Genomic DNA, 18,032 nt, shown 5'->3' with positions numbered 1-18,032 from the left:
CCTCCGGTTCGTGGGCGCCGGGTCGTCCCGGCGGGCAGGTCCGTGCCCCAGGTCACGGGCCAGCGGGAACGCTACGTCGGCCCCGGACGTCCCGCGCGGCGAACGTGACCGTTTCGTTGCACGGTCAACCACCTCCGGTGCCGCTTCCGCATGTCGGGAGCGGGCGTGGAGGTGTGGAGGGCCCGTTCTAGGCTCCCCGCATGGCCTATGAGGTGAAGGGCGTCGTCGCCCGCAGCAAGGGTGCTCCGGTCACCGTCGAGACGATCGTCGTCCCCGACCCCGGCCCGGGTGAGGCCGTCGTCGACATCCAGGCGTGCGGGGTCTGCCACACCGACCTGCACTACCGCGAGGGCGGGATCAACGACGAGTTCCCGTTCCTGCTCGGCCACGAGGCCGCCGGCGTGGTCTCCGCCGTCGGGGAGGGCGTCACGAACGTCGCGGTCGGCGACTTCGTGATCCTCAACTGGCGGGCGGTCTGCGGCCAGTGCCGCGCGTGTCTCAAGGGCGAGCTGCAGTACTGCTTCAACACCCACAACGCCACGCAGAAGATGACGCTCAAGGACGGCACCGAGCTGTCCCCGGCGCTGGGCATCGGCGCGTTCGTGGAGAAGACGCTGGTCCACTCCGGCCAGTGCACCAAGGTCAACCCCGAGGCCCCCGCCACCGCCGCCGGCCTGCTCGGCTGCGGCGTCATGGCCGGCGTCGGCGCCGCCATCAACACCGGTGGCGTCAAGCGCGGCGAGAGCGTGGCCGTGTTCGGCTGCGGCGGCGTGGGAGACGCCGCGATCGCCGGGGCCAAGCTGGCCGGCGCCACGACGATCGTCGCCGTCGACATCGACGACCGGAAGCTGGAGTGGGCCCGCAAGTTCGGCGCCACCCACACGGTCAACAGCAAGGAGACCGACGCGGTCGAGGCCATCAAGAGCCACACGAACGGCTTCGGGGTGGACGTCGCGATCGACGCCGTCGGCCACCCGGCGGTGTTCGAGCAGGCCTTCTACGCCCGCGACCTGGCCGGCCGCGTCGTGCTGGTCGGCGTCCCGACCCCGGACATGAAGATCGAGCTGCCGCTCATCGAGGTCTTCGGCCGCGGGGGCGCGACGAAGTCCTCCTGGTACGGCGACTGCCTGCCCAGCCGCGACTTCCCGATGCTGATCGACCTGTACCTGCAGGGCCGCTTCGACCTCGACGCCTTCGTCTCCGAGACGATCGGCATCGACGACGTCGAGTCCGCCTTCGAGAAGATGCACCACGGCGACGTGCTGCGGTCGGTCGTGGTGTTCAAGTGACGGCTCGGATCGACAAGACCGTCGTCAGCGGGGTCTTCAGCCTCGACGGGCAGGACTTCGACGTCGACAACAACGTCTGGCTGGTCGGGGACGACAGCGAGGTGCTCGTCATCGACGCCCCGCACGACGCCGCCCCGATCCTCGAGGCGGTCGGCGGGCGGACGGTGAAGGCGATCGTGCTCACCCACGGGCACAACGACCACATCACCGCCGCGGTGGCGCTGCGGGAGGCCACCGGCGCGCCGATCTGGTTCAACCCCGAGGACCGGATGCTGTGGGACGTCGTGCACCCGGACACCGCTCCTGACCACGAGCTCACCGAGGGCACCCGGTTCGAGATCGCCGGGACGACGCTGACCGCGCTGCACACCCCCGGCCACTCGCCGGGCAGCACGTGCCTGCACGCGCCCGACCTGAACACGGTGTTCACCGGGGACACGCTGTTCTGCGGCGGCCCCGGTGCCACCGGGCGGTCCTACAGCGACAAGCCGACGATCCTCAACTCGATCCGGTCGCGGCTGATGAGCCTGCACGGCGACACCGTGGTCAAGACCGGCCACGGTGACGACACCACCGTCGCCGCGGAGATGCAGAACATCAAGTGAACGACCGAGCAACCGGCACACGTCGCTGGGCGGACGCGAAGCCCAGCCACGTGTGCCGGTTGCCGGCCCAGCACCAGCCGACCTTGGGCGCGTCGCGCCGCTCCCGGCCGTCGCGCCCGGTCCCGTTGCTGATCCACAGCGCCGGCGTCCGGGTGTCGAGCCGCCCGTCGGGCTTGCGCCGCCGCGAGCCGATCGTCATGAAGCAGTGGTTGCGGTCGAGGACCTCCGGACACTGCAGCACCCAGTGGATGCCCTCGGTCAGGGTCAGCGGCGTCCGGCCGGCGCCGGTGACGGCCGGCAGCGCCTCGTCGGGGCTCCAGTTCGCCATCGCGTCGCCACGGTCGAGGCCCTCGACGAGGTAGACGTCCCCACCCGGCAGCTCGACCGGCTCGATCGGGGAGAAGGCGTCGACGTCGGTCATGTCGGCCACCACGAACCCCCGCTTGCCCCGCAGCTCGAGCAGCGGAGCGAGCGCGGAGGCCGGCGCCCGGTCGGGCGAGAGCACCAGCAACGCCCCCGGCTCGGACACCTGTGCGGCGCTCTCCCGCAGGTCGGCAGCGGGCAGCCCGGCGACCTCGTGCGCGCCGAGGGCGATCAGCTGCTCGGCCTGCTCGGCGGCGGACGGGAGGACGGACAGGACGGCGGTCACGGGCACCTCCGGGAGGCGGACGACGCAGCCGGGGGTCAACGCGCCGGACGCCGTCCCGGTTCCCGGCGGACGACCTGCGCAGCGGCCGGCGACGTGGGCACGGTCACCCCGCAGCTCGCAGGTGGCGGCGGCCGCCCCGGTACCGTGGACACGTGCCTCGCGGTGATGGACGGCTGACGCACGACCTCGATCCCCAGTCTCCCGGTCCCCAGGACGCCTGTGGCGTCTTCGGTGTCTGGGCGCCGGGGGAGGAGGTCGCCAAGCTCACCTACTTCGGTCTGTACGCCCTGCAGCACCGTGGCCAGGAGGCCGCGGGCATCGCGGTCTCCGACGGCGCCTCGGTCGTCGTCTACAAGGACCTCGGGCTGGTCAGCCAGGTCTTCGACGAGGCCACGCTGGGCAGCCTGCGCGGCCACCTCGCCGTCGGCCACACCCGGTACTCGACCACCGGCGCCTCCACGTGGGAGAACGCGCAGCCGACCTTCCGGACGACGGAGGCCGGCACCGGGCTGGCGCTGTGCCACAACGGCAACCTGGTGAACACCGCCGAGCTGGCCACCAAGGCCGCCGACGCCGGCGTCCCGGGCGCCTTCGCCTCCACCACCGACTCCGACCTGGTGACCGCGCTGATCGCGGCGCACCAGGACCTCTCGGTCGAGGCCGCCGCGATGCAGGTGCTGCCGCAGCTGCGCGGCGCGTTCAGCTTCGCGTTCATGGACGAGACCACCCTCTACGCCGCCCGGGACCCGCAGGGCGTCCGCCCGCTGGTGCTCGGCCGGCTCGAGCGCGGCTGGGTCGTGGCCAGCGAGACGGCGGCGCTGGACATCGTCGGCGCGTCCTTCGTGCGCGAGGTGGAGCCCGGTGAGCTCCTGGCCATCGACGAGGACGGGCTGCGCAGCCAGCACTTCGCCCCCGCCGAGCCGAAGGGCTGCATCTTCGAGTACGTCTACCTCGCCCGCCCCGACACGACGATCGCCGGGCGCGGCGTGCACGCCGCGCGGGTGGAGATCGGCCGGCGGCTGGCCAAGGAGCACCCCGCCGACGCCGACCTGGTGATCCCGGTGCCCGAGTCCGGCACCCCGGCCGCGGTCGGGTACGCCGAGGCCTCCGGCATCCCCTACGGGCTGGGCCTGGTCAAGAACTCCTACGTGGGCCGCACCTTCATCCAGCCGAGCCAGACCATCCGGCAGCTGGGCATCCGGCTCAAGCTCAACCCGCTGCGCGACGTCATCCGCGGCAAGCGGCTGGTCGTCGTCGACGACTCGATCGTGCGGGGCAACACCCAGCGGGCGCTGATCCGGATGCTGCGCGAGGCTGGTGCCGTCGAGGTGCACGTGCGGATCTCCTCGCCGCCGGTGAAGTGGCCCTGCTTCTACGGCATCGACTTCGCCAGCCGCGCCGAGCTGATCGCCAACGGCCTCGACGTGGACGGCGTGCGGGCCTCGATCAACGCCGACTCCCTCGGCTACGTCTCCGAGCAGGGCCTGATCGCCGCCACCGAGCAGCCGGTCACCCGGCTGTGCACCGCCTGCTTCACCGGCCAGTACCCGATCGCGCTGGGGGAGAGCGAGGTCCTCGGCAAGCACGTCCTCGAGGGCATCGAGCGCCGGGTCGACGAGTCCCGGGCGGTGACCGGGTGGACCGGCCAGCAGGCCGGCAGTGCCACCGTGCCCGGCGGCGCGGACGACGCCCTGACCCGACCGTGAGCACCCCAGGCTCCGCCGGCCCCCAGTTCACCTACGCCGACTCCGGCGTCGACATCGACGCCGGCGAGCGGGCCGTCACGCTCATGCGGTCGGCGGTCGAGAAGACCAACCGCCCGGAGGTCGTGGGCGGCCTGGGCGGGTTCGCGGGGCTGTTCGCGCTGGACACGACGCGCTACCGCAAGCCCCTGCTCGCCTCCTCCACCGACGGCGTGGGCACCAAGATCGCGCTGGCCCGTGCGCTGGACCGGCACGACACGGTGGGCATCGACCTGGTCGCCATGGTCGTCGACGACCTCGTCGCCTGCGGTGCCGAGCCGCTGTTCCTCCAGGACTACGTCGCCTGCGGGCGGGTCGTCCCGGAGCGGATCGCGGCGATCGTCACCGGCATCGCCACCGGCTGCACGCTGGCCGGCGCGGCCCTGGTCGGAGGTGAGACCGCCGAGCACGGCGACCTGATGGCCCCCGACGACTACGACCTGGCCGCGACCGCCGTGGGCGTCGTGGAGGCCGACGCGGTGCTGGGCCCGGAGCGGGTGCGCGACGGCGACGTCGTCGTCGCGATGGCGTCGAGCGGGTTCCACTCCAACGGCTACTCGCTGGTGCGCCGCGTGGTCGCCGCCGCCGGCCTCGACCTCACCGCCACCCCGGACGGGCTGTCCCGCCCCCTGGGCGAGGAGCTGCTGGAGCCGACGCGCATCTACGCGCTGGACTGCCTGGCGCTGGTGCAGGAGTACGGCGTCGAGGGCGTGCACGCCTACGCGCACATCACCGGCGGCGGGCTCGCCGGCAACACCGCCCGCGTCGTCCCCGACGGCCTGGCCGCCGTGCTCGACCGCGGCACGTGGGCGTTGCCGGCGGCCGTCGCGCTGCTCGAGGAGCACGGCGTGCCGCGCACCGAGTCCGAGCGCGCGTTCAACTGCGGTGTCGGCATGGTCGCCGTCGTCGCACCGGACGTCGCCGACGGCGTCGTGGGCACGCTGAGCGACCGGGGTGTCCCCGCCTGGGTCGCCGGCACCGTGGGCGCGCGCACGGACGACGACGCCGCCCGCCTGGTGGGCTCCTACCGCTGAGAGGACCCCGTCCTCCTCGAGGAGGCAGGACGGCACGCGACGACACCGCGACTCCCCGTGGGGAGGCGGTGTCGTCGCGTCAGACCCGAGGCGTCAGGCGTCGGTCAACGGCTGGCTGCCCAGTCGTCGTCCGTGTCGTCGTCCGCCGCCCATCGGTCGACGAACTCGTCGTCCTCGTCGTCGTCGTCGGTCGCCCGGTGAGGAGCGGTGTACGACGACGACGGTGAACCGGCCAGCTCGCGCTGAAGCGCGGAGAGGTCGGTGTTCGGTGAGCTGTACTTGAGCTCACGGGCCACGCGTGTCTGCTTGGCCTTCGCTCGGCCGCGCCCCATCGGCTCGACCCCCTCGTTACGGAGTACGGGAGCCCAGCTCCGGGCTGGACGGCCCGCGTGGCGACCCCGACTGAGTGACTGTGTCTGTTCCGAGCTTACGACACGGATCGACGGCGGGCACGGGTCTCCCCCCGCTGTCCCTCGACCGGGGCGCACCCGGACGGGACGGGCCGTCCCCGGACGGCCGATCAGCGCGTCCTCGTGTGGGCGGACTGCTCGGCGGAGGGCCGCGGTCCCGGCACCGCTGCCTCCTCCGCGCCGGCCCCGGTCAGCCCCAGCTGGACGGCGAACTCCAGCTGGTCGTAGTAGAAGCGGTGCGCCACGCCCTGGCCGCCGCGCACGGTCAGGACGTCGCACTCGCGCAGGCGGATCGACCGGCCTGTGGCCGGGATCTCACCGTCCGGCGAGGTCAGCGGCTGGGTGTGGGTCCCGACGAGCCAGCCCTCGTCGATGGCGGTGTCGTCGGTCTCGTACTGGTGTCGGGCCTCCCACGTCAGGTCCGGCACCGCGCGCCGCAGGGCCATGACGTACTCGACGATGGCGGGGCCGCCCTCGAGCCGCCCCGCGTCGGGGGAGTCGCCGACGGCGTCGGCCGCGTACAGCCGGTGGAGCGCGTCGGCGTCCCCGGCCGTGATCGCGTCGGTGATGCGGTCCATGACTTCACGCGCTTGTCCCATGGCGAGCTCCCGTGTCGTCGGCCGGCGAGCGACGCGTCCCGGACCGGCTCCGGGACCTGTGGGACGCCGGCACCCCACGATCGGGCCGCCCCGCAGCGCCGGACAGGGCCGAACGGCCCGGCGGCAGGACCGGGCCGTTCGGCGCTCAGCGGGGGAGCCGGATGGTGGCCAGCCGGCCCACGGCGGCCATGCGCTCCTCGGCCAGGCGGTCGGCGGCCACCGCGGGGGAGACGCCCTGCTCGTCGGCGGTGCGGAAGACCCGCAGCGCGACGTCGAAGATCCCGGCGGCCTTGGTCTCGGCCCGCGCGAAGGAGAACCCGTGCCGCTCGTCCTCCACCTGGATCACCCCGCCGGCGTTGACCAGGTAGTCGGGGGCGTAGAGGACCCCGCGGCGCACGAGTTGATCGGCGATCCCGTCGTGGGCGAGCTGGTTGTTGGCGCCACCGCAGACGATCTCGGCCTCCAGCACCGGGACCGTCTCGTCGTCGAGGGCGCCGCCCAGGGCGCAGGGGGCGTACACGTCGCACGGCGTGCGGACCAGCGTCGCGGTGTCGGGCACGGCGTCCACGGCCGGGTGGCGGGCGAGCACCCGCTCCACGGCGCCGGCGTCGACGTCGGTGACCACCACGTCGGCGCCGTCCTCGACCAGCCGGTCGACCAGCCAGCTGCCCACCTTGCCCACGCCGGCCACGGCCACGGTGCGCCCGGCCAGGGACGGCTTGCCCCACCGGTGCTGGGCCGCCGCGCGCATGCCCTGGAAGACGCCGTACGCGGTGAGCACCGAGGAGTCGCCGCAGCCGCCGTAGGCCTCCGACCGGCCGTGCGCGAACCGGGTCTCCCGGGCCACGACGTCGAGGTCGGCGTTGTAGGTCCCCACGTCGCAGGCGGTCAGGTACCGGCCGCCCAGTGACTCGACGAACCGGCCGTAGGCCCGCAGCAGGGCCTCGGTCTTGTCCCGGCGCGGGTCCCCGATGATGACCGCCTTGCCGCCGCCGAGGTCCAGGCCGGCCAGGCTGTTCTTGTAGGCCATGGCCTTGGACAGGGCCAGCGCGTCGGCGACGGCGGCCTCCTCGCTGGGATAGGGGTAGAACCGCGTGCCGCCCAGCGCCGGCCCCAGCGCCGTCGAGTAGATCGCGATGACCGCCCGCAGGCCGGAGCCTGGGTCGGAGCAGAAGACGACCTGTTCGTGACCGGAGCCGAGAACGTCCACGTCGCGAGGGTAGAACGCCCCCAGCGGTCCGACCGGCGGCCCGTGGGGCGTCGCTCCGCGGCGCGGGGCATGATCGGGAGGGTCGGACACTGCACGGAGGACGACTCGCCCTTGGCCGCACGTCAGCGACTGCTCGCACTCGCCTCGTCCCTGCTGCTGGCCGCCTGCACCACCAGCGGGTCCGGCGCAGGGGGCGCAGGCGGGCGTGCCGACGGCGACCGCACGGTCGCGCTGGTCACCCACGGTTCGGCGGGCGACGCCTTCTGGGACGTCGTCCGGAACGGCGCCGAGGCGGCGGGGCGCGACCTCGGGGTGTCGGTGGACTACCGGAGCGACGGCGACCCGCAACGCCAGGCGCAGCTCCTCGACGCCGCGGTCAACCAGCAGGTCGACGGGATCGTGGTCTCGATGGCCAACCCCGACGCGCTGCGGGACTCCGTCGAGGCGGCCGTCGCGGCGGGCGTCCCGGTGGTCACCATCAACTCCGGCGGGGACCGCTCGGCCGAGTTCGGCGCCATCGGGCACGTCGGGCAGGACGAGACGGTCGCCGGGCGGGGCGCCGGGGAGCGGCTGGCCGCCGACGGGCGGCGCAACGTGCTGTGCGTGGTCCACGAGGCCGGCAACACCGGTCTCGAGCAGCGCTGCGCCGGCGCGGCCGAGGGGCTGGGGGCGGCGCTGACCCCCCTGCAGGTGGACGTCCGCGACCTCCAGGCGGCGCAGTCGGCGATCACCGCCCAGTTGCAGAGCGACCCGACCGTCGACGGCGTCCTCACGCTGAACTCGGCGGTCGCCGCGGTGGCGGTGGCCGCCGTCTCCGACGCCGGGTCGACGGCGGAGGTGGCCACCTTCGACCTCAACGAGGACGTCCTCCGCGGCATCCAGGCCGGCGACGTCGCCTTCGCCGTCGACCAGCAGCCCTACGAGCAGGGCTACCTGCCGATCGTGATGCTCCGGCTCTACGCGGAGAACCTGAACACCGTCGGCGGTGGCCGGCCGGTCCTCACCGGTCCGGGCATCGTCGACGCGACCAACGTCGACGCGATCGCCGAGCTCGCCGCGGCCGGCACCCGCTGACGCCGACTCAGGCCGGCGTGGGGCTCATCACCACGGGCGCGCGGAAAAGACCGCGCGCAGCCCTCAAGGTCACCCCTGAGAGTGACGACAACCAGAGGGACAGGAGGGGAATCGGTGTCGTCGTGAGCACAGTGTGACGACTGTGCCGCGTGTTGCCTTTGTCGCCGCGTGCGGCACTGCGACGCTGCCCCGGTTCCTCCGCCCCCCTCTTCCCCAGGGAGCGTCAGTGCTGCACAGCCGTCCTCGCCGGTGCACGTCCGGACCGCGCCGCCCGCGGACGCGCACCGGCGTCGTGCGGGTGCTGATGGCCGGCGTGGTCACCGGTGCGGTGCTCCTGGGCGGCGCGCTGCCGGCCGGTGCCGTGCCGGAGCCGCCGCCCAACCCCTCCGACGCCGAGCTCGGGGCCGCCCAGTCCGCCCAGGACGCCGCCGCGGCGGAGGTGGGCCGCATCGCCGGCCTGGTCGCCGAGGCCGAGGCCGAGCTCGAGCGCTACGCCGTCCAGGCCGAGGCCGCCGGCGCCGCCTACCTCGCCGCGGAGGAGGCGCTGACCGAGGCCCAGGAGGAGGCCGAGCGCACGGCCGCGCAGCTGGAGGAGGCCACCGAGGCCGTCGAGGCGGCCGAGGCCCGCATCGCCGGCTTCTCCCGCGACAGCTACATGAACGGCAGCACCCTCACTGGCGCGGCCGCCCTGCTCGACGCCGACGGCCCCGCCGAGCTGGTGGAGCGGGCCGCGATGCTCGACTACGTCTCGGACAACCAGCTCGACGTCCTGGGTCAGCTCGAGGTCGCTCAGGTGCGGCAGGCCAACGCCGACTCCCAGGCCCGCGCCGCCCGCGACCGGATGGCCGAGCTGGAGGAGGCCGCCGCTGCGGCCAAGGCCACCGCCGACAGCCAGCTGGCCGCCCAGAAGAGCGCCTACGAGCAGGTCTCGGCGCAGAAGGCCGACTACGACGAGCAGCTGCAGGCCGCCCAGATCGAGCTGCTGCGGTTGCAGGGAGCCCGGGACGCCTACCAGGAGTGGCAGGACCAGAAGGCGGCCGAGGAGGCCGCCGCCGCCGAGGCCGCCCGACGTGCCGAGCGAGAGGCCGCCGCCCAGGCCGCCGAGGCGCGGCAGCAGGCCAGCAGCTCGTCGGGGAGCGCGAGCTCCTCGGGCGGCTCGGGCCCCTACGTGAAGCCGACGTCCGGCCGGACGTCCAGCTGCTTCGGCTGGCGCTGGGGCGCCCTGCACGGCGGCGTGGACCTCGCCGCGCCCATCGGCACGCCGATCTACGCGGCCCACTCCGGCATCGTCCAGCGCGCCGGCACCGCGACCGGCTTCGGCTACGCGGTCTACATCCGCGGGGACGACGGCGCGGTCACCGTCTACGGCCACGTCAACCGCTACTTCGTCCACGCCGGGGAGCGCGTGGTCGCCGGCGAGCAGATCGCCGAGGTCGGCAACCGCGGCCAGTCCACCGGCCCGCACCTGCACTTCGAGGTGCACCCCAGCGGCGCGATGTACGGCGCCCAGGTCGACCCGGTGCCGTGGATGCGCGCCCGCGGGGTCTCCATCAGCGGCTGCTGACACCACGCCCAGACGACGGCGGCCCGCCCCCTCGGTCGAGGGAGCGGGCCGCCGTGGCTCCGTCCAGAGGCTCGTCCCGAGCCTGCGAGGGGTGAGGAGGACGGGGTCCTTTCTCAGCTCGACGGCGCGGGACTGGACGAGGCCACGTCGCAGTTCTGCGTGACGTAGGTGGTCAGGTCGGCCTGGGCGGCGCTGAGCTCCTGGGTGAGCTGCTGCTCGGCCGCGTTGAACTGCGCCTGCCCCTCGGGGGTGCTCAGGTCCAGCGTGCTCGCAGTCGCCCCGAGCTGGCGCAGGCCGTCGAGCATCGCGTTCCAGGACGGCGCGATGTCGGCGGGGGCCTCGACCGCCTCCAGCCGGGAGACCACCTCGGGCAGCCGTCCGGCCACCTCGGCGGGGCCGGCGGTGCCCAGGGTCGCCTGAAGGTCGCTGAACGCCGCCTCCACCTGGCCGCAGAACTCCGCGGCGGCCGGGTCCGGCGTCGCGGTGCCGCTGGGTCCGGGCTCGGCGGAGGCGCTGGCCGAGCTCGGGGAGGCAGCGCTCGACGAGGCGGCCGGCTCGTCGTCACCCGACCCGCCGCAGGCGGTGAGCAGGACGACGGCGGCGGCCGTCGCGACGGCGGAGCGGAACAGGGTGGCGGGGGAACGCATGGGCGGCACGCTAGCCGCGCCCGGTGGGCGAGGCGCGGCTACCGTGCCGGTCGTGCCCATCCCGGTCGACCCGCGCGCGACGTGGGACCTCCCCGCGCCCGGCGCCATGCCCCGCACGGCGGAGCTCGAGCCGCTGGTGACCCGCGTGCTCGCGCCGAACCCCTCGCCGATGACCCTCGACGGCACCAACACCTACGTGGTGGGCGCCCCCGACAGCGGGCAGGCGGTGCTCGTCGACCCCGGCCCCGACGACCCGGCGCACCTGGCCGTGGTCGAGGCGGCGCTGGCCGACCGGGACGCGCGGTGCGTCGCCGTCCTCGTCACCCACCACCACGGCGACCACGCCGAGGCGGCGCTGCCCTGGGGCGCGCGGTTCGACGCCCCGGTCGCGGCCGCCGACGCCCGCGTGGCCGGGCCGGGGGGACGGGTCCTGACGCCCGGGGAGCGGCTGTCGCTGGCCGGGACGGCGATCGGCGTCGTCCCCACGCCCGGGCACACCGCCGACCACCTGGCGTTCCGGCTGGAGTCCGGGTCGGTGCTGGTCGGCGACCACGTGCTGGGCCGGGGCACGTCGGTGGTCACCCACCCGGAGGGCGACGTCCTGGCCTACCTGGAGTCCCTGCGGCGGGTGCACGACCTGGGTCCGAGCGCGCTGTACTGCGGCCACGGGCCGGAGCTCACCGAGGACCCGGGCGCGGTCCTCGACTTCTACCTCGCCCACCGGAGGTTCCGGGAGAGCCAGCTGCTGGCCGCGATGGTGCGCGGCGCCGGGACGGTCGACGAGCTGGTCGCCGACGTCTACGCCGACGTGCCGCGGGCGGTGTGGCCGGCCGCGGCGCAGTCGACCCGGGCGACCCTGGACAAGCTCGCCGCCGAGGGGCACGTGGTGGTCGACGGGGACCGGGTGGCGTTGCCGTGACCGACGTGCCGGTGGCGACCGCGGCCGGCAGCGAGCGCGACCAGCGGCGGGCCGCGGCGGCGCTGCGGACGGCGGGCCTGCGGGCGGGGGACCGGCTGCTGGTGTCGGCCGCGTCCTCACCGGCGTTGCTGGCCGTCGTCCTGGGCGCGCTGCGCACCGGCGTCGTCCCCGTCGTGCTCGACCCCGCCCTGCCCGCCGCCGAGCGGGCCGCGCTGGCCGGGGACGCCGACCCCGCCCTCGACGTCGGCGGCGACCCGGCGCGGCTGCTGGCCGGCGCGGAGGAGGACGACCTCGCCGACGTGCCGCTGGCCCGGCCCATGCACTACACGTCGGGCACCACCGGCCGGCGCAAGGGCGTGTGGTCCGGGGTGCTGGCCGAGGACGACGCCCCCGCGCTGGCCGCCGAGGAGATCGGCCTGTGGGGCTTCGACGCGGGCGACCGGCACCTGGTGCTCTCCCCGCTGCACCACTCGGCGCCGCTGCGGTTCGCCGTCCACACGCTGCTGGCCGGCGGCGAGGTGCTGCTGCCCGGCCCGTTTGACGCCGGCCGCGCCGCCCGGGTCATCAGCAGCCTGCGGCCGACGACGGCGTTCTGCGTGCCCACCCACCTGCAGCGGCTGGTGGCGCGCGACGACGTGGACTGGTCCTCGTTCCGGCGGCTGGTGCACGCCGGGGCGCCCTGCCCCGAGCCGCTCAAGCGCGCGGTGCTGGCGGCGCTGCCCGAGGGCAGCGTGTGGGAGTTCTACGGCTCCACCGAGGCCCAGTTCACGGTGTGCTCGCCGGAGGACTGGCGAGCACACCCCGGCAGCGTCGGCCGGGCCCGGCCGGGCCGGCGGCTGGAGACCGACGAGCGCGGCCAGCTGTGGTGCGCGGTGCCCCGCTGGGCCCGCTTCGAGTACTGGCGTGCCCCGGAGAAGACCGCGGCCGCCTGGCGCGGGGACCGGGTCACCGTGGGCGACCTGGGCCGGGTGGACGACGACGGCGTGGTGTGGCTCGACGGCCGCCGGGAGGACCTGGTCATCTCCGGCGGGGTCAACGTCTACCCGGCCGAGGTGGAGGCGGTCCTCGACGCCCACCCCGGCGTCGTCGAGAGCGCGGTGGTGGGCGTGCCCGACGAGGAGTGGGGCCAGCGCGTGGTGGCCGCGTACGTGGGCAGCGCCGACCCCGCCGAGCTCGGCTCCTGGGCCCGCGCGCGGCTGAGCCCGGCGAAGCGGCCCAAGACCCTGCACCCGGTCGCCGAGCTGCCCCGCACGTCGACGGGGAAGGTGCGCCGGCTGGACCTGCCGGCGCTGCTCGGCCTGTGACAGCCCCGGAGTGGGACGTCGTCGTCGTGGGCGCGGGGACGGCGGGCGCGCCGCTGGCCGCGCGGCTGGCCGACGCCGGGCGCCGCGTGCTGGTCCTCGAGGCCGGCGCCGACCACGCCCGGCCCGAGGACTTCCCGCCGGCCCTGCGCGACGCCGCGACCATGGGCGCGGCCGTGCCCGGGCACCCGGCCAACTGGGACCTCACCGGCGTCCTCACCGAGGAGGTCACCTTCCCGGTGCCCCGCGGTCGGGTGGTCGGCGGGTCCAGCGCGGTCAACGGCGGCTACTTCATCCGGGGCACCCGGGCCGACTTCGACGGCTGGGCGGCCGACGGCAACGACCTGTGGTCCGCCGACGCCGTCCTGCCGGCGTTCGTCCGGCTGGAGGACGACGCCGACTGCGGCGACCGCCCGGGGCACGGCCGGGGCGGGCCGGTGCCGGTCCGGCGGCCGACCGCCCGGCACCCGCTGGCCGACGCCTTCGCCGGCGCCGCCGCCGACCTCGGCTTCCCCGCCGAGCCGGACAAGAACGGCGACGGCCCGCCCGGCTACGGACCGGTCCCGCTCAACGTGCACCGCGGCGTGCGGACCAACACGGCCATGGCCTACCTGTCGCCGCGGCGCGGGCACCCGGGGCTCACCGTGCGCGGGGGCGTCCGTGTGCGGCGGGTGGTGGTCGAGGGCGGCCGCGCGGTCGGCGTGGCGACCGACGACGGCGTCGTCCGGGCCGGGGAGGTCGTGCTCAGCGCCGGCGCCGTCGGCTCCCCGCAGCTGCTGCTGCTCTCCGGCATCGGCCCGGCCGACGAGCTGCGGGCGCTGGGCATCGACGTGGTGGCCGACGTCCCCGGCGTGGGCGCCGAGTTCACCGACCACCCCGACGTGTACGTCACCTACCGGCCGGCGCGGCGGCTGCCGATGCCGCGCGACCTGCACCCGCTGCACGGCGTCCTGCACGCCACGGCCGACGGGTCGGCCACCCCGGGCGACCTGGAGGTGCTGCCCTGGCTCAAGCCGTTCAGCCGGGTGATGGGCAGCGGCACGTCCGCCGGGGTCGCCGGCGCGCTCCGCCACCCCGCCCGCACCGTGCGGGCCCTGCGCGACGCCTCCCTGCACCGGTTGATCGACACCGCCCGCCGCCGGGACGACCTGTTCGTCGGGGTCGCGCTGCAGGCCGAGGACAGCCGCGGCCGGCTGTCGCTGACCTCGGCCGACCCCGGCGTCCAGCCGCGGATCGAGTACCGGTACCTGACCGCGGCGTCCGACCGGCGCCGGATGCGCCAGGCGGTGCGGCTGGCGGCCGAGCTGCTTCGCACGCCGTCGCTGGCGCCGCTGGTCGCCGAGCGGACCGGTCTGCCCGACGACGTCCTGGCCGACGACGGCGAGCTGGACCGCTGGATCGGCCGGCACCTCGCTACCGCGGTGCACCTGGCCGGGACGGCGCGGATGGGGCCGGACGGCGACCCGGGGGCGGTCGTGGACCAGCACCTGCGGGTCCGCGGGGTCGAGGGGCTGCGGGTGGTGGACACCTCGGTCATGCCCCGGGTGACCTCACGCGGGCCGGCCGCGACCGCGGTGATGATCGGAGAGCGGGCCGCGGAGCTGATGACCGAGTGAGGACCCCCGTCCTCGTCACCCCTCGCGAGCTCGGGGCGGTGCCCCTGGACGGGGCCGGTGCTCACGCCGGCGGCGGCGGGGGTGGCGGCCCCAGCGGGATGCCGGGCGGCGGGAAGGGCGCGGCCGGCCCGGCGGTCAGGATCGGCAGCATCGCGTCGTGCCACACCTGGGCGCCGCGGCCGCCGCCGAAGCCGCCGACGTCCTGGTTCTGCTTCGGGTTGAGCACCATGACGCTGGCCGCGTACTTCGGCGTGTAGCCGACGAAGGCGACGGAGAAGCGGTCCTGGCTGGTGCCGGTCTTGCCGGCGACCTGGTGGCCGGGGATCGCGGCGCGGGTGCCGGTGCCGAAGGGCAGGGCGGTGTCGCCGACCAGGATCTGATTGAGCGTGGTCGCGACCGCCGGCGGCACCGCCTCGGGGGTGCAGCTGTCGCCGGTGGGCAGCGGCGCACCGTCGTCCCCGGTCAGCGGCTGCCCGTCCCGGTCCAGGATCTCGGTGACCGGCGTCGGGTCGCACTGCGTGCCGTTCGCGCCCAGCGTCGAGTAGGCGCTGGCCAGCGCCAGCGGGCTGGTGGCCTCCGCGCCGAGGGTGAACGACCCGCGGTTGTCGGAGACGATCTCGTCGGCCACGGGGTCGAGGGAGGACAACCCCATCCGCTGGGCCATCCGCACCGGCCCCTCGACGCTGCCCAGCTGGTCCTCCAGGGCCACGAAGTAGGTGTTGGAGGAGCGCACCAGCGCCTCGGCCATGGTCAGCGTCGGGGGCATGTCGCCGACGTTCTCGACGGTGTAGGGCGCGGTGCCGTTCTTGTAGACGCTCGACACGTACGGGCTCGACGTGGTGATGACGTGGGACGGCGGGAACCCGCGCTCCAGGGCCGCCGCGGCGACGAACGGCTTGTAGGTGGAGCCCGCCCCCTGGCTGGCGGCCACGTTGAGGTTGACCGACTCCTGCGCCGGGTCGGCGGCGTCGTAGCCGAACACCCGGTTGACGCTCATCGCCAGCACGTGCCCGGTCCCCGGCTCCACCGCGGTGAAGATCGCGGCGAGCGGGTCGCCCATCGGCAGGCTGGCCAGCACCGCGGCGTCCCCCGACCGCTGGAGGTCCGGCCGCAGCGTGGTGCGGATGGTCAACCCGCCGTCCTCCAGCTGCTCCTGGGAGATGCCGAGGTCGGTGAGGTGGCGCTGCAGGTAGTCGCAGAAGAAGCCGCCGACGACGGCGTCGACGCAGCCGTTGGGCGGGGCCGGCGCGGGGCGCGTCTCGACCGGCTGCGCGGAGACGTCGGCGAGCTCCTGGTCGCTGATGTGCCCGAGGTCGTGCATGCGCTGGAGCACCTGGTTGCGCCGCTCGCGGCCCTTCTCCGGGTCGGCCAGGGGGCTGTCGTTGGCCGGGTTCTGCACCAGCCCGGCGAGCATCGCCGCCTGGGGGAGGGTGAGGTCCGCGGCGTTCACCCCGAAGTAGGCCTGGGCCGCGGCCTGGATGCCGTAGGCCCCCTCGCCGAAGTACACGATGTTGAGGTAGCGGGTGAGGATCTCCTCCTTGGAGTACTTCTCCTCCAGGGCCAGCGCCAGCCGGGCCTCGCGCAGCTTGCGGCCGACCGTCTGCTCAGTGGCCCCCTGCCGCTCCTCGGGGGTGACCGCGGTCTGCAGCAGGGTCTGCTTGACCAGCTGCTGGGTGATCGTCGACCCGCCCTCCTGCACGGAGCCGGCGGTGGCGTTGCGGACCAGCGCGCGCAGCGTCCCCTCGACGTCGAGACCGTTGTGCTCGTAGAAGCGCGAGTCCTCGATGTCGACCAGCGCCTGCTCCATCACGTCGGCGATCTGGTCGGCGGTCACCGGCGTGCGGTTGTTCCGGTAGAAGTACGTGACCACCGAGCCGTCGGCGGCCAGCACGACGGTGTTGCCCGAGGGGGTGGCGTCGGTCAGCTCGACCGGCAGCGGGGCCAGCAGGTTCGCCGAGGAGCTCGCCGCCATCCCGGGGCCCACGACCCACGGCAGCAGGACGGCGGCGACCAGCGCCCCGGCCAGGGGCAGGACGAGGAACAGCAGGCCGAAGGCCCGCAGCCGCGGGTGGGGGCGTGCTCCGTCGGACCTGAGCATGAGCGACCTCGCCGTCGGCGACCCACCCGGAGTGAGCGGGTCGACGCGGTCCGATCATCGCGCACGACGGGGTTCCGAAAAAGTCGATCAGGCGCGGAGCCGGAGCGTCCCGGCGGCGCGCTGCCCGCAGCCGCCGGGACGCCGGGATCAGGGGGCGGTCAGCGGGCCGCCGGCAGCTCGGACGTCGGTGCCGACCAGGCGTCGGGGTGGCGCCGCCCGGTGTCGGCCACCCAGCCCGGCGCGCTGCTGCCGGGCGCCGGGCTCCGGCGCGCGGCCGGCCGGCCGCTCAGGCCGACGATGAGGGCCAGCAGGGCGACGAGCCCCACGAGGACACCGCCGATCACCAGGAGCGTTGTGAGCACTCACCGAGAGTAGGCACCGGACCAGTCCGGCTCACACGGCGAATGACCACGAGCATCCGGTCGGTATTGCACAGGATGTGCCCGTTGACGACGCGCACGGCCACCGTCTGCGGGGCGGGAGCCCACGGTGTGCGGCACGTCCGCGGTCTGCGGGTAGGGGCAGGCGCGACGACGTCGACTGGAGGACACGTGCCCGACCTGCCCCTTCTCGCCGGCCGCGCGGCCGCGGTCCCCCTCGGTGCCCTCGCCCGCCTGCGTGGGGGCAAGCCCATGCACCCGCGCGGCGTGGTGGCCGACGCCGTCCTGGAGCGGGCCGACGGGCCGGCCGCGTGGGGGGTGCCCTGGCTGGGGGCGCGGGCGGAGGACGCGGTGACGGTCCGGCTGTCCCGCAGCGTGGGCCTGCCCGCGCCGTTGCCCGACGTGCTGGGGCTGGCGCTGCGGCTGCCGGGGGAGGAGCACCCGGTGGACCTGCTGCTGTCCAGCTCGGGCCGGGGCCGGCTGACCCGGCGGCTGACGATCCCCTGCTGGGACGCCGCGACGGTCTACTCGTCGATCATGGGCTACCGCTCCGACGCCGGGACGCTGCTCCTGGCGGCGCTGCCGGCCCCGGGGACCGGACCGCTGCCGTCGACCCCCGGGCCGCTGGGGGTGGCCGTCGCGGCGGGGCGTGCGGTGTTCACGCTCGCCGCCGCCCGGGGCGGCGGGGAGTGGCACCCGTTCGGTCGGCTGCGGCTGCTCGCCCCGGGGGACCCCCTCGACCCGGACGTGCGCTTCGACGCCGTCCGCAACCCGCCGCCGGGCCTGGTGCCGGACGGGCCGATGGCCCGGTTCCGCGCGCCGGCGTACGCGGCGGCGCGGGCGGGACGGGACCGGTCGTAGGGTCCGGCGGTGACCGTCCCGACGACCCGCGGGT

At 75.2% G+C, this 18,032-nt stretch carries 17 protein-coding genes; 10 read left to right on the top strand and 7 right to left on the bottom strand.

The annotated features are described in order from the left end of the window. The first annotated feature begins 200 nt into the window (after positions 1-200). Together ACI79D_RS00900 and ACI79D_RS00895 are read left to right on the top strand one after the other, a co-directional pair. Positions 201-1,289: an S-(hydroxymethyl)mycothiol dehydrogenase gene (locus tag ACI79D_RS00900; RefSeq protein WP_456916402.1), complete on the top strand. Its 1,089-nt coding sequence runs from the start codon at positions 201-203 to the stop codon at positions 1,287-1,289. Further along, complete coding sequence (locus ACI79D_RS00895) at positions 1,286-1,894, top strand: MBL fold metallo-hydrolase (RefSeq protein WP_456916401.1); 609 nt, start codon at positions 1,286-1,288, stop codon at positions 1,892-1,894. Before ACI79D_RS00900 ends, ACI79D_RS00895 begins: the two co-directional genes overlap by 4 nt. On the opposite strand, the gene ACI79D_RS00890 is transcribed toward ACI79D_RS00895, so the two are convergent. Continuing rightward, positions 1,887-2,543: a DUF5701 family protein gene (locus ACI79D_RS00890; RefSeq protein WP_456916400.1), complete on the bottom strand. Its 657-nt coding sequence runs from the start codon at positions 2,541-2,543 to the stop codon at positions 1,887-1,889. The genes ACI79D_RS00895 and ACI79D_RS00890 overlap by 8 nt on opposite strands. 152 nt (positions 2,544-2,695) lie before the next feature. Between ACI79D_RS00890 and purF the strand changes: the two genes are divergently transcribed. Beyond that, positions 2,696-4,249, top strand: a complete 1,554-nt coding sequence (gene purF, locus ACI79D_RS00885) for an amidophosphoribosyltransferase (protein ID WP_456916399.1) — start codon at positions 2,696-2,698, stop codon at positions 4,247-4,249. Continuing rightward, on the top strand, positions 4,246-5,319 hold the full coding sequence (purM, locus tag ACI79D_RS00880; protein ID WP_456916398.1) for a phosphoribosylformylglycinamidine cyclo-ligase: 1,074 nt from the start codon (positions 4,246-4,248) through the stop codon (positions 5,317-5,319). The genes purF and purM overlap by 4 nt, the downstream gene beginning before the upstream one ends. A 104-nt stretch (positions 5,320-5,423) precedes the next feature. Here the strand turns inward: purM and ACI79D_RS00875 are convergent, their stop codons facing one another. From ACI79D_RS00875 to ACI79D_RS00865, 3 genes are all read right to left on the bottom strand, one after another. Continuing rightward, positions 5,424-5,651, bottom strand: a complete 228-nt coding sequence (locus ACI79D_RS00875; RefSeq protein WP_456916397.1) for a DUF3073 domain-containing protein — start codon at positions 5,649-5,651, stop codon at positions 5,424-5,426. A gap of 188 nt (positions 5,652-5,839) precedes the next feature. Beyond that, a complete protein-coding gene (locus ACI79D_RS00870; protein ID WP_456916396.1) occupies positions 5,840-6,307 on the bottom strand; it encodes an ester cyclase in 468 nt (155 codons plus the stop codon). A 166-nt stretch (positions 6,308-6,473) separates the two neighbouring features. Then, positions 6,474-7,538, bottom strand: a complete 1,065-nt coding sequence (locus tag ACI79D_RS00865; RefSeq protein ID WP_456916395.1) for a Glu/Leu/Phe/Val family dehydrogenase — start codon at positions 7,536-7,538, stop codon at positions 6,474-6,476. A gap of 111 nt (positions 7,539-7,649) precedes the next feature. Between ACI79D_RS00865 and ACI79D_RS00860 the strand changes: the two genes are divergently transcribed. Further along, positions 7,650-8,612, top strand: a complete 963-nt coding sequence (locus ACI79D_RS00860) for a substrate-binding domain-containing protein (RefSeq protein WP_456916394.1) — start codon at positions 7,650-7,652, stop codon at positions 8,610-8,612. 292 nt (positions 8,613-8,904) lie between these two features. Beyond that, on the top strand, positions 8,905-10,176 hold the full coding sequence (locus ACI79D_RS00855) for a M23 family metallopeptidase (RefSeq protein ID WP_456916393.1): 1,272 nt from the start codon (positions 8,905-8,907) through the stop codon (positions 10,174-10,176). A gap of 113 nt (positions 10,177-10,289) precedes the next feature. Here ACI79D_RS00855 and ACI79D_RS00850 read toward each other — a convergent pair whose 3' ends face one another. Next, complete coding sequence (locus ACI79D_RS00850; protein WP_456916392.1) at positions 10,290-10,823, bottom strand: hypothetical protein; 534 nt, start codon at positions 10,821-10,823, stop codon at positions 10,290-10,292. A gap of 52 nt (positions 10,824-10,875) precedes the next feature. Here ACI79D_RS00850 and ACI79D_RS00845 point away from each other — a divergent pair, with 52 nt between their 5' ends. From ACI79D_RS00845 to mftG, 3 genes are read left to right on the top strand one after another with little or no spacing between them, the layout of a single operon-like run. Further along, positions 10,876-11,742 carry an MBL fold metallo-hydrolase gene (locus tag ACI79D_RS00845; RefSeq protein WP_456916391.1) on the top strand — a complete coding sequence of 289 codons (867 nt, stop codon included), beginning with the start codon at positions 10,876-10,878 and terminating at the stop codon, positions 11,740-11,742. After that, positions 11,739-13,046 (top strand): class I adenylate-forming enzyme family protein, encoded by a 1,308-nt coding sequence (locus ACI79D_RS00840; protein WP_456916390.1) that lies wholly within the window; start codon positions 11,739-11,741, stop codon positions 13,044-13,046. Before ACI79D_RS00845 ends, ACI79D_RS00840 begins: the two co-directional genes overlap by 4 nt. Next, positions 13,043-14,659 carry a mycofactocin dehydrogenase MftG gene (gene mftG, locus ACI79D_RS00835; protein ID WP_456916389.1) on the top strand — a complete coding sequence of 539 codons (1,617 nt, stop codon included), beginning with the start codon at positions 13,043-13,045 and terminating at the stop codon, positions 14,657-14,659. Before ACI79D_RS00840 ends, mftG begins: the two co-directional genes overlap by 4 nt. A gap of 61 nt (positions 14,660-14,720) precedes the next feature. On the opposite strand, the gene ACI79D_RS00830 is transcribed toward mftG, so the two are convergent. Together ACI79D_RS00830 and ACI79D_RS00825 are read right to left on the bottom strand one after the other, a co-directional pair. Further along, positions 14,721-16,757, bottom strand: a complete 2,037-nt coding sequence (locus ACI79D_RS00830) for a transglycosylase domain-containing protein (protein WP_456916388.1) — start codon at positions 16,755-16,757, stop codon at positions 14,721-14,723. A gap of 158 nt (positions 16,758-16,915) precedes the next feature. Beyond that, the gene (locus tag ACI79D_RS00825) at positions 16,916-17,119 is read right to left on the bottom strand and encodes a hypothetical protein (RefSeq protein WP_456916387.1); all 204 of its coding nucleotides are present in this window, start codon (positions 17,117-17,119) and stop codon (positions 16,916-16,918) included. 189 nt (positions 17,120-17,308) lie between these two features. On the opposite strand from ACI79D_RS00825, the gene ACI79D_RS00820 reads away from it, so the two are divergent. Next, on the top strand, positions 17,309-17,998 hold the full coding sequence (locus tag ACI79D_RS00820) for a phosphodiesterase (RefSeq protein ID WP_456916386.1): 690 nt from the start codon (positions 17,309-17,311) through the stop codon (positions 17,996-17,998). Positions 17,999-18,032 lie beyond the last annotated feature (34 nt).

This window comes from Geodermatophilus sp. SYSU D00708 (assembly GCF_054050115.1).
Note: the sequence above shows the minus strand (reverse complement) of the source record. Positions and strands in the feature narration are given on the sequence as shown.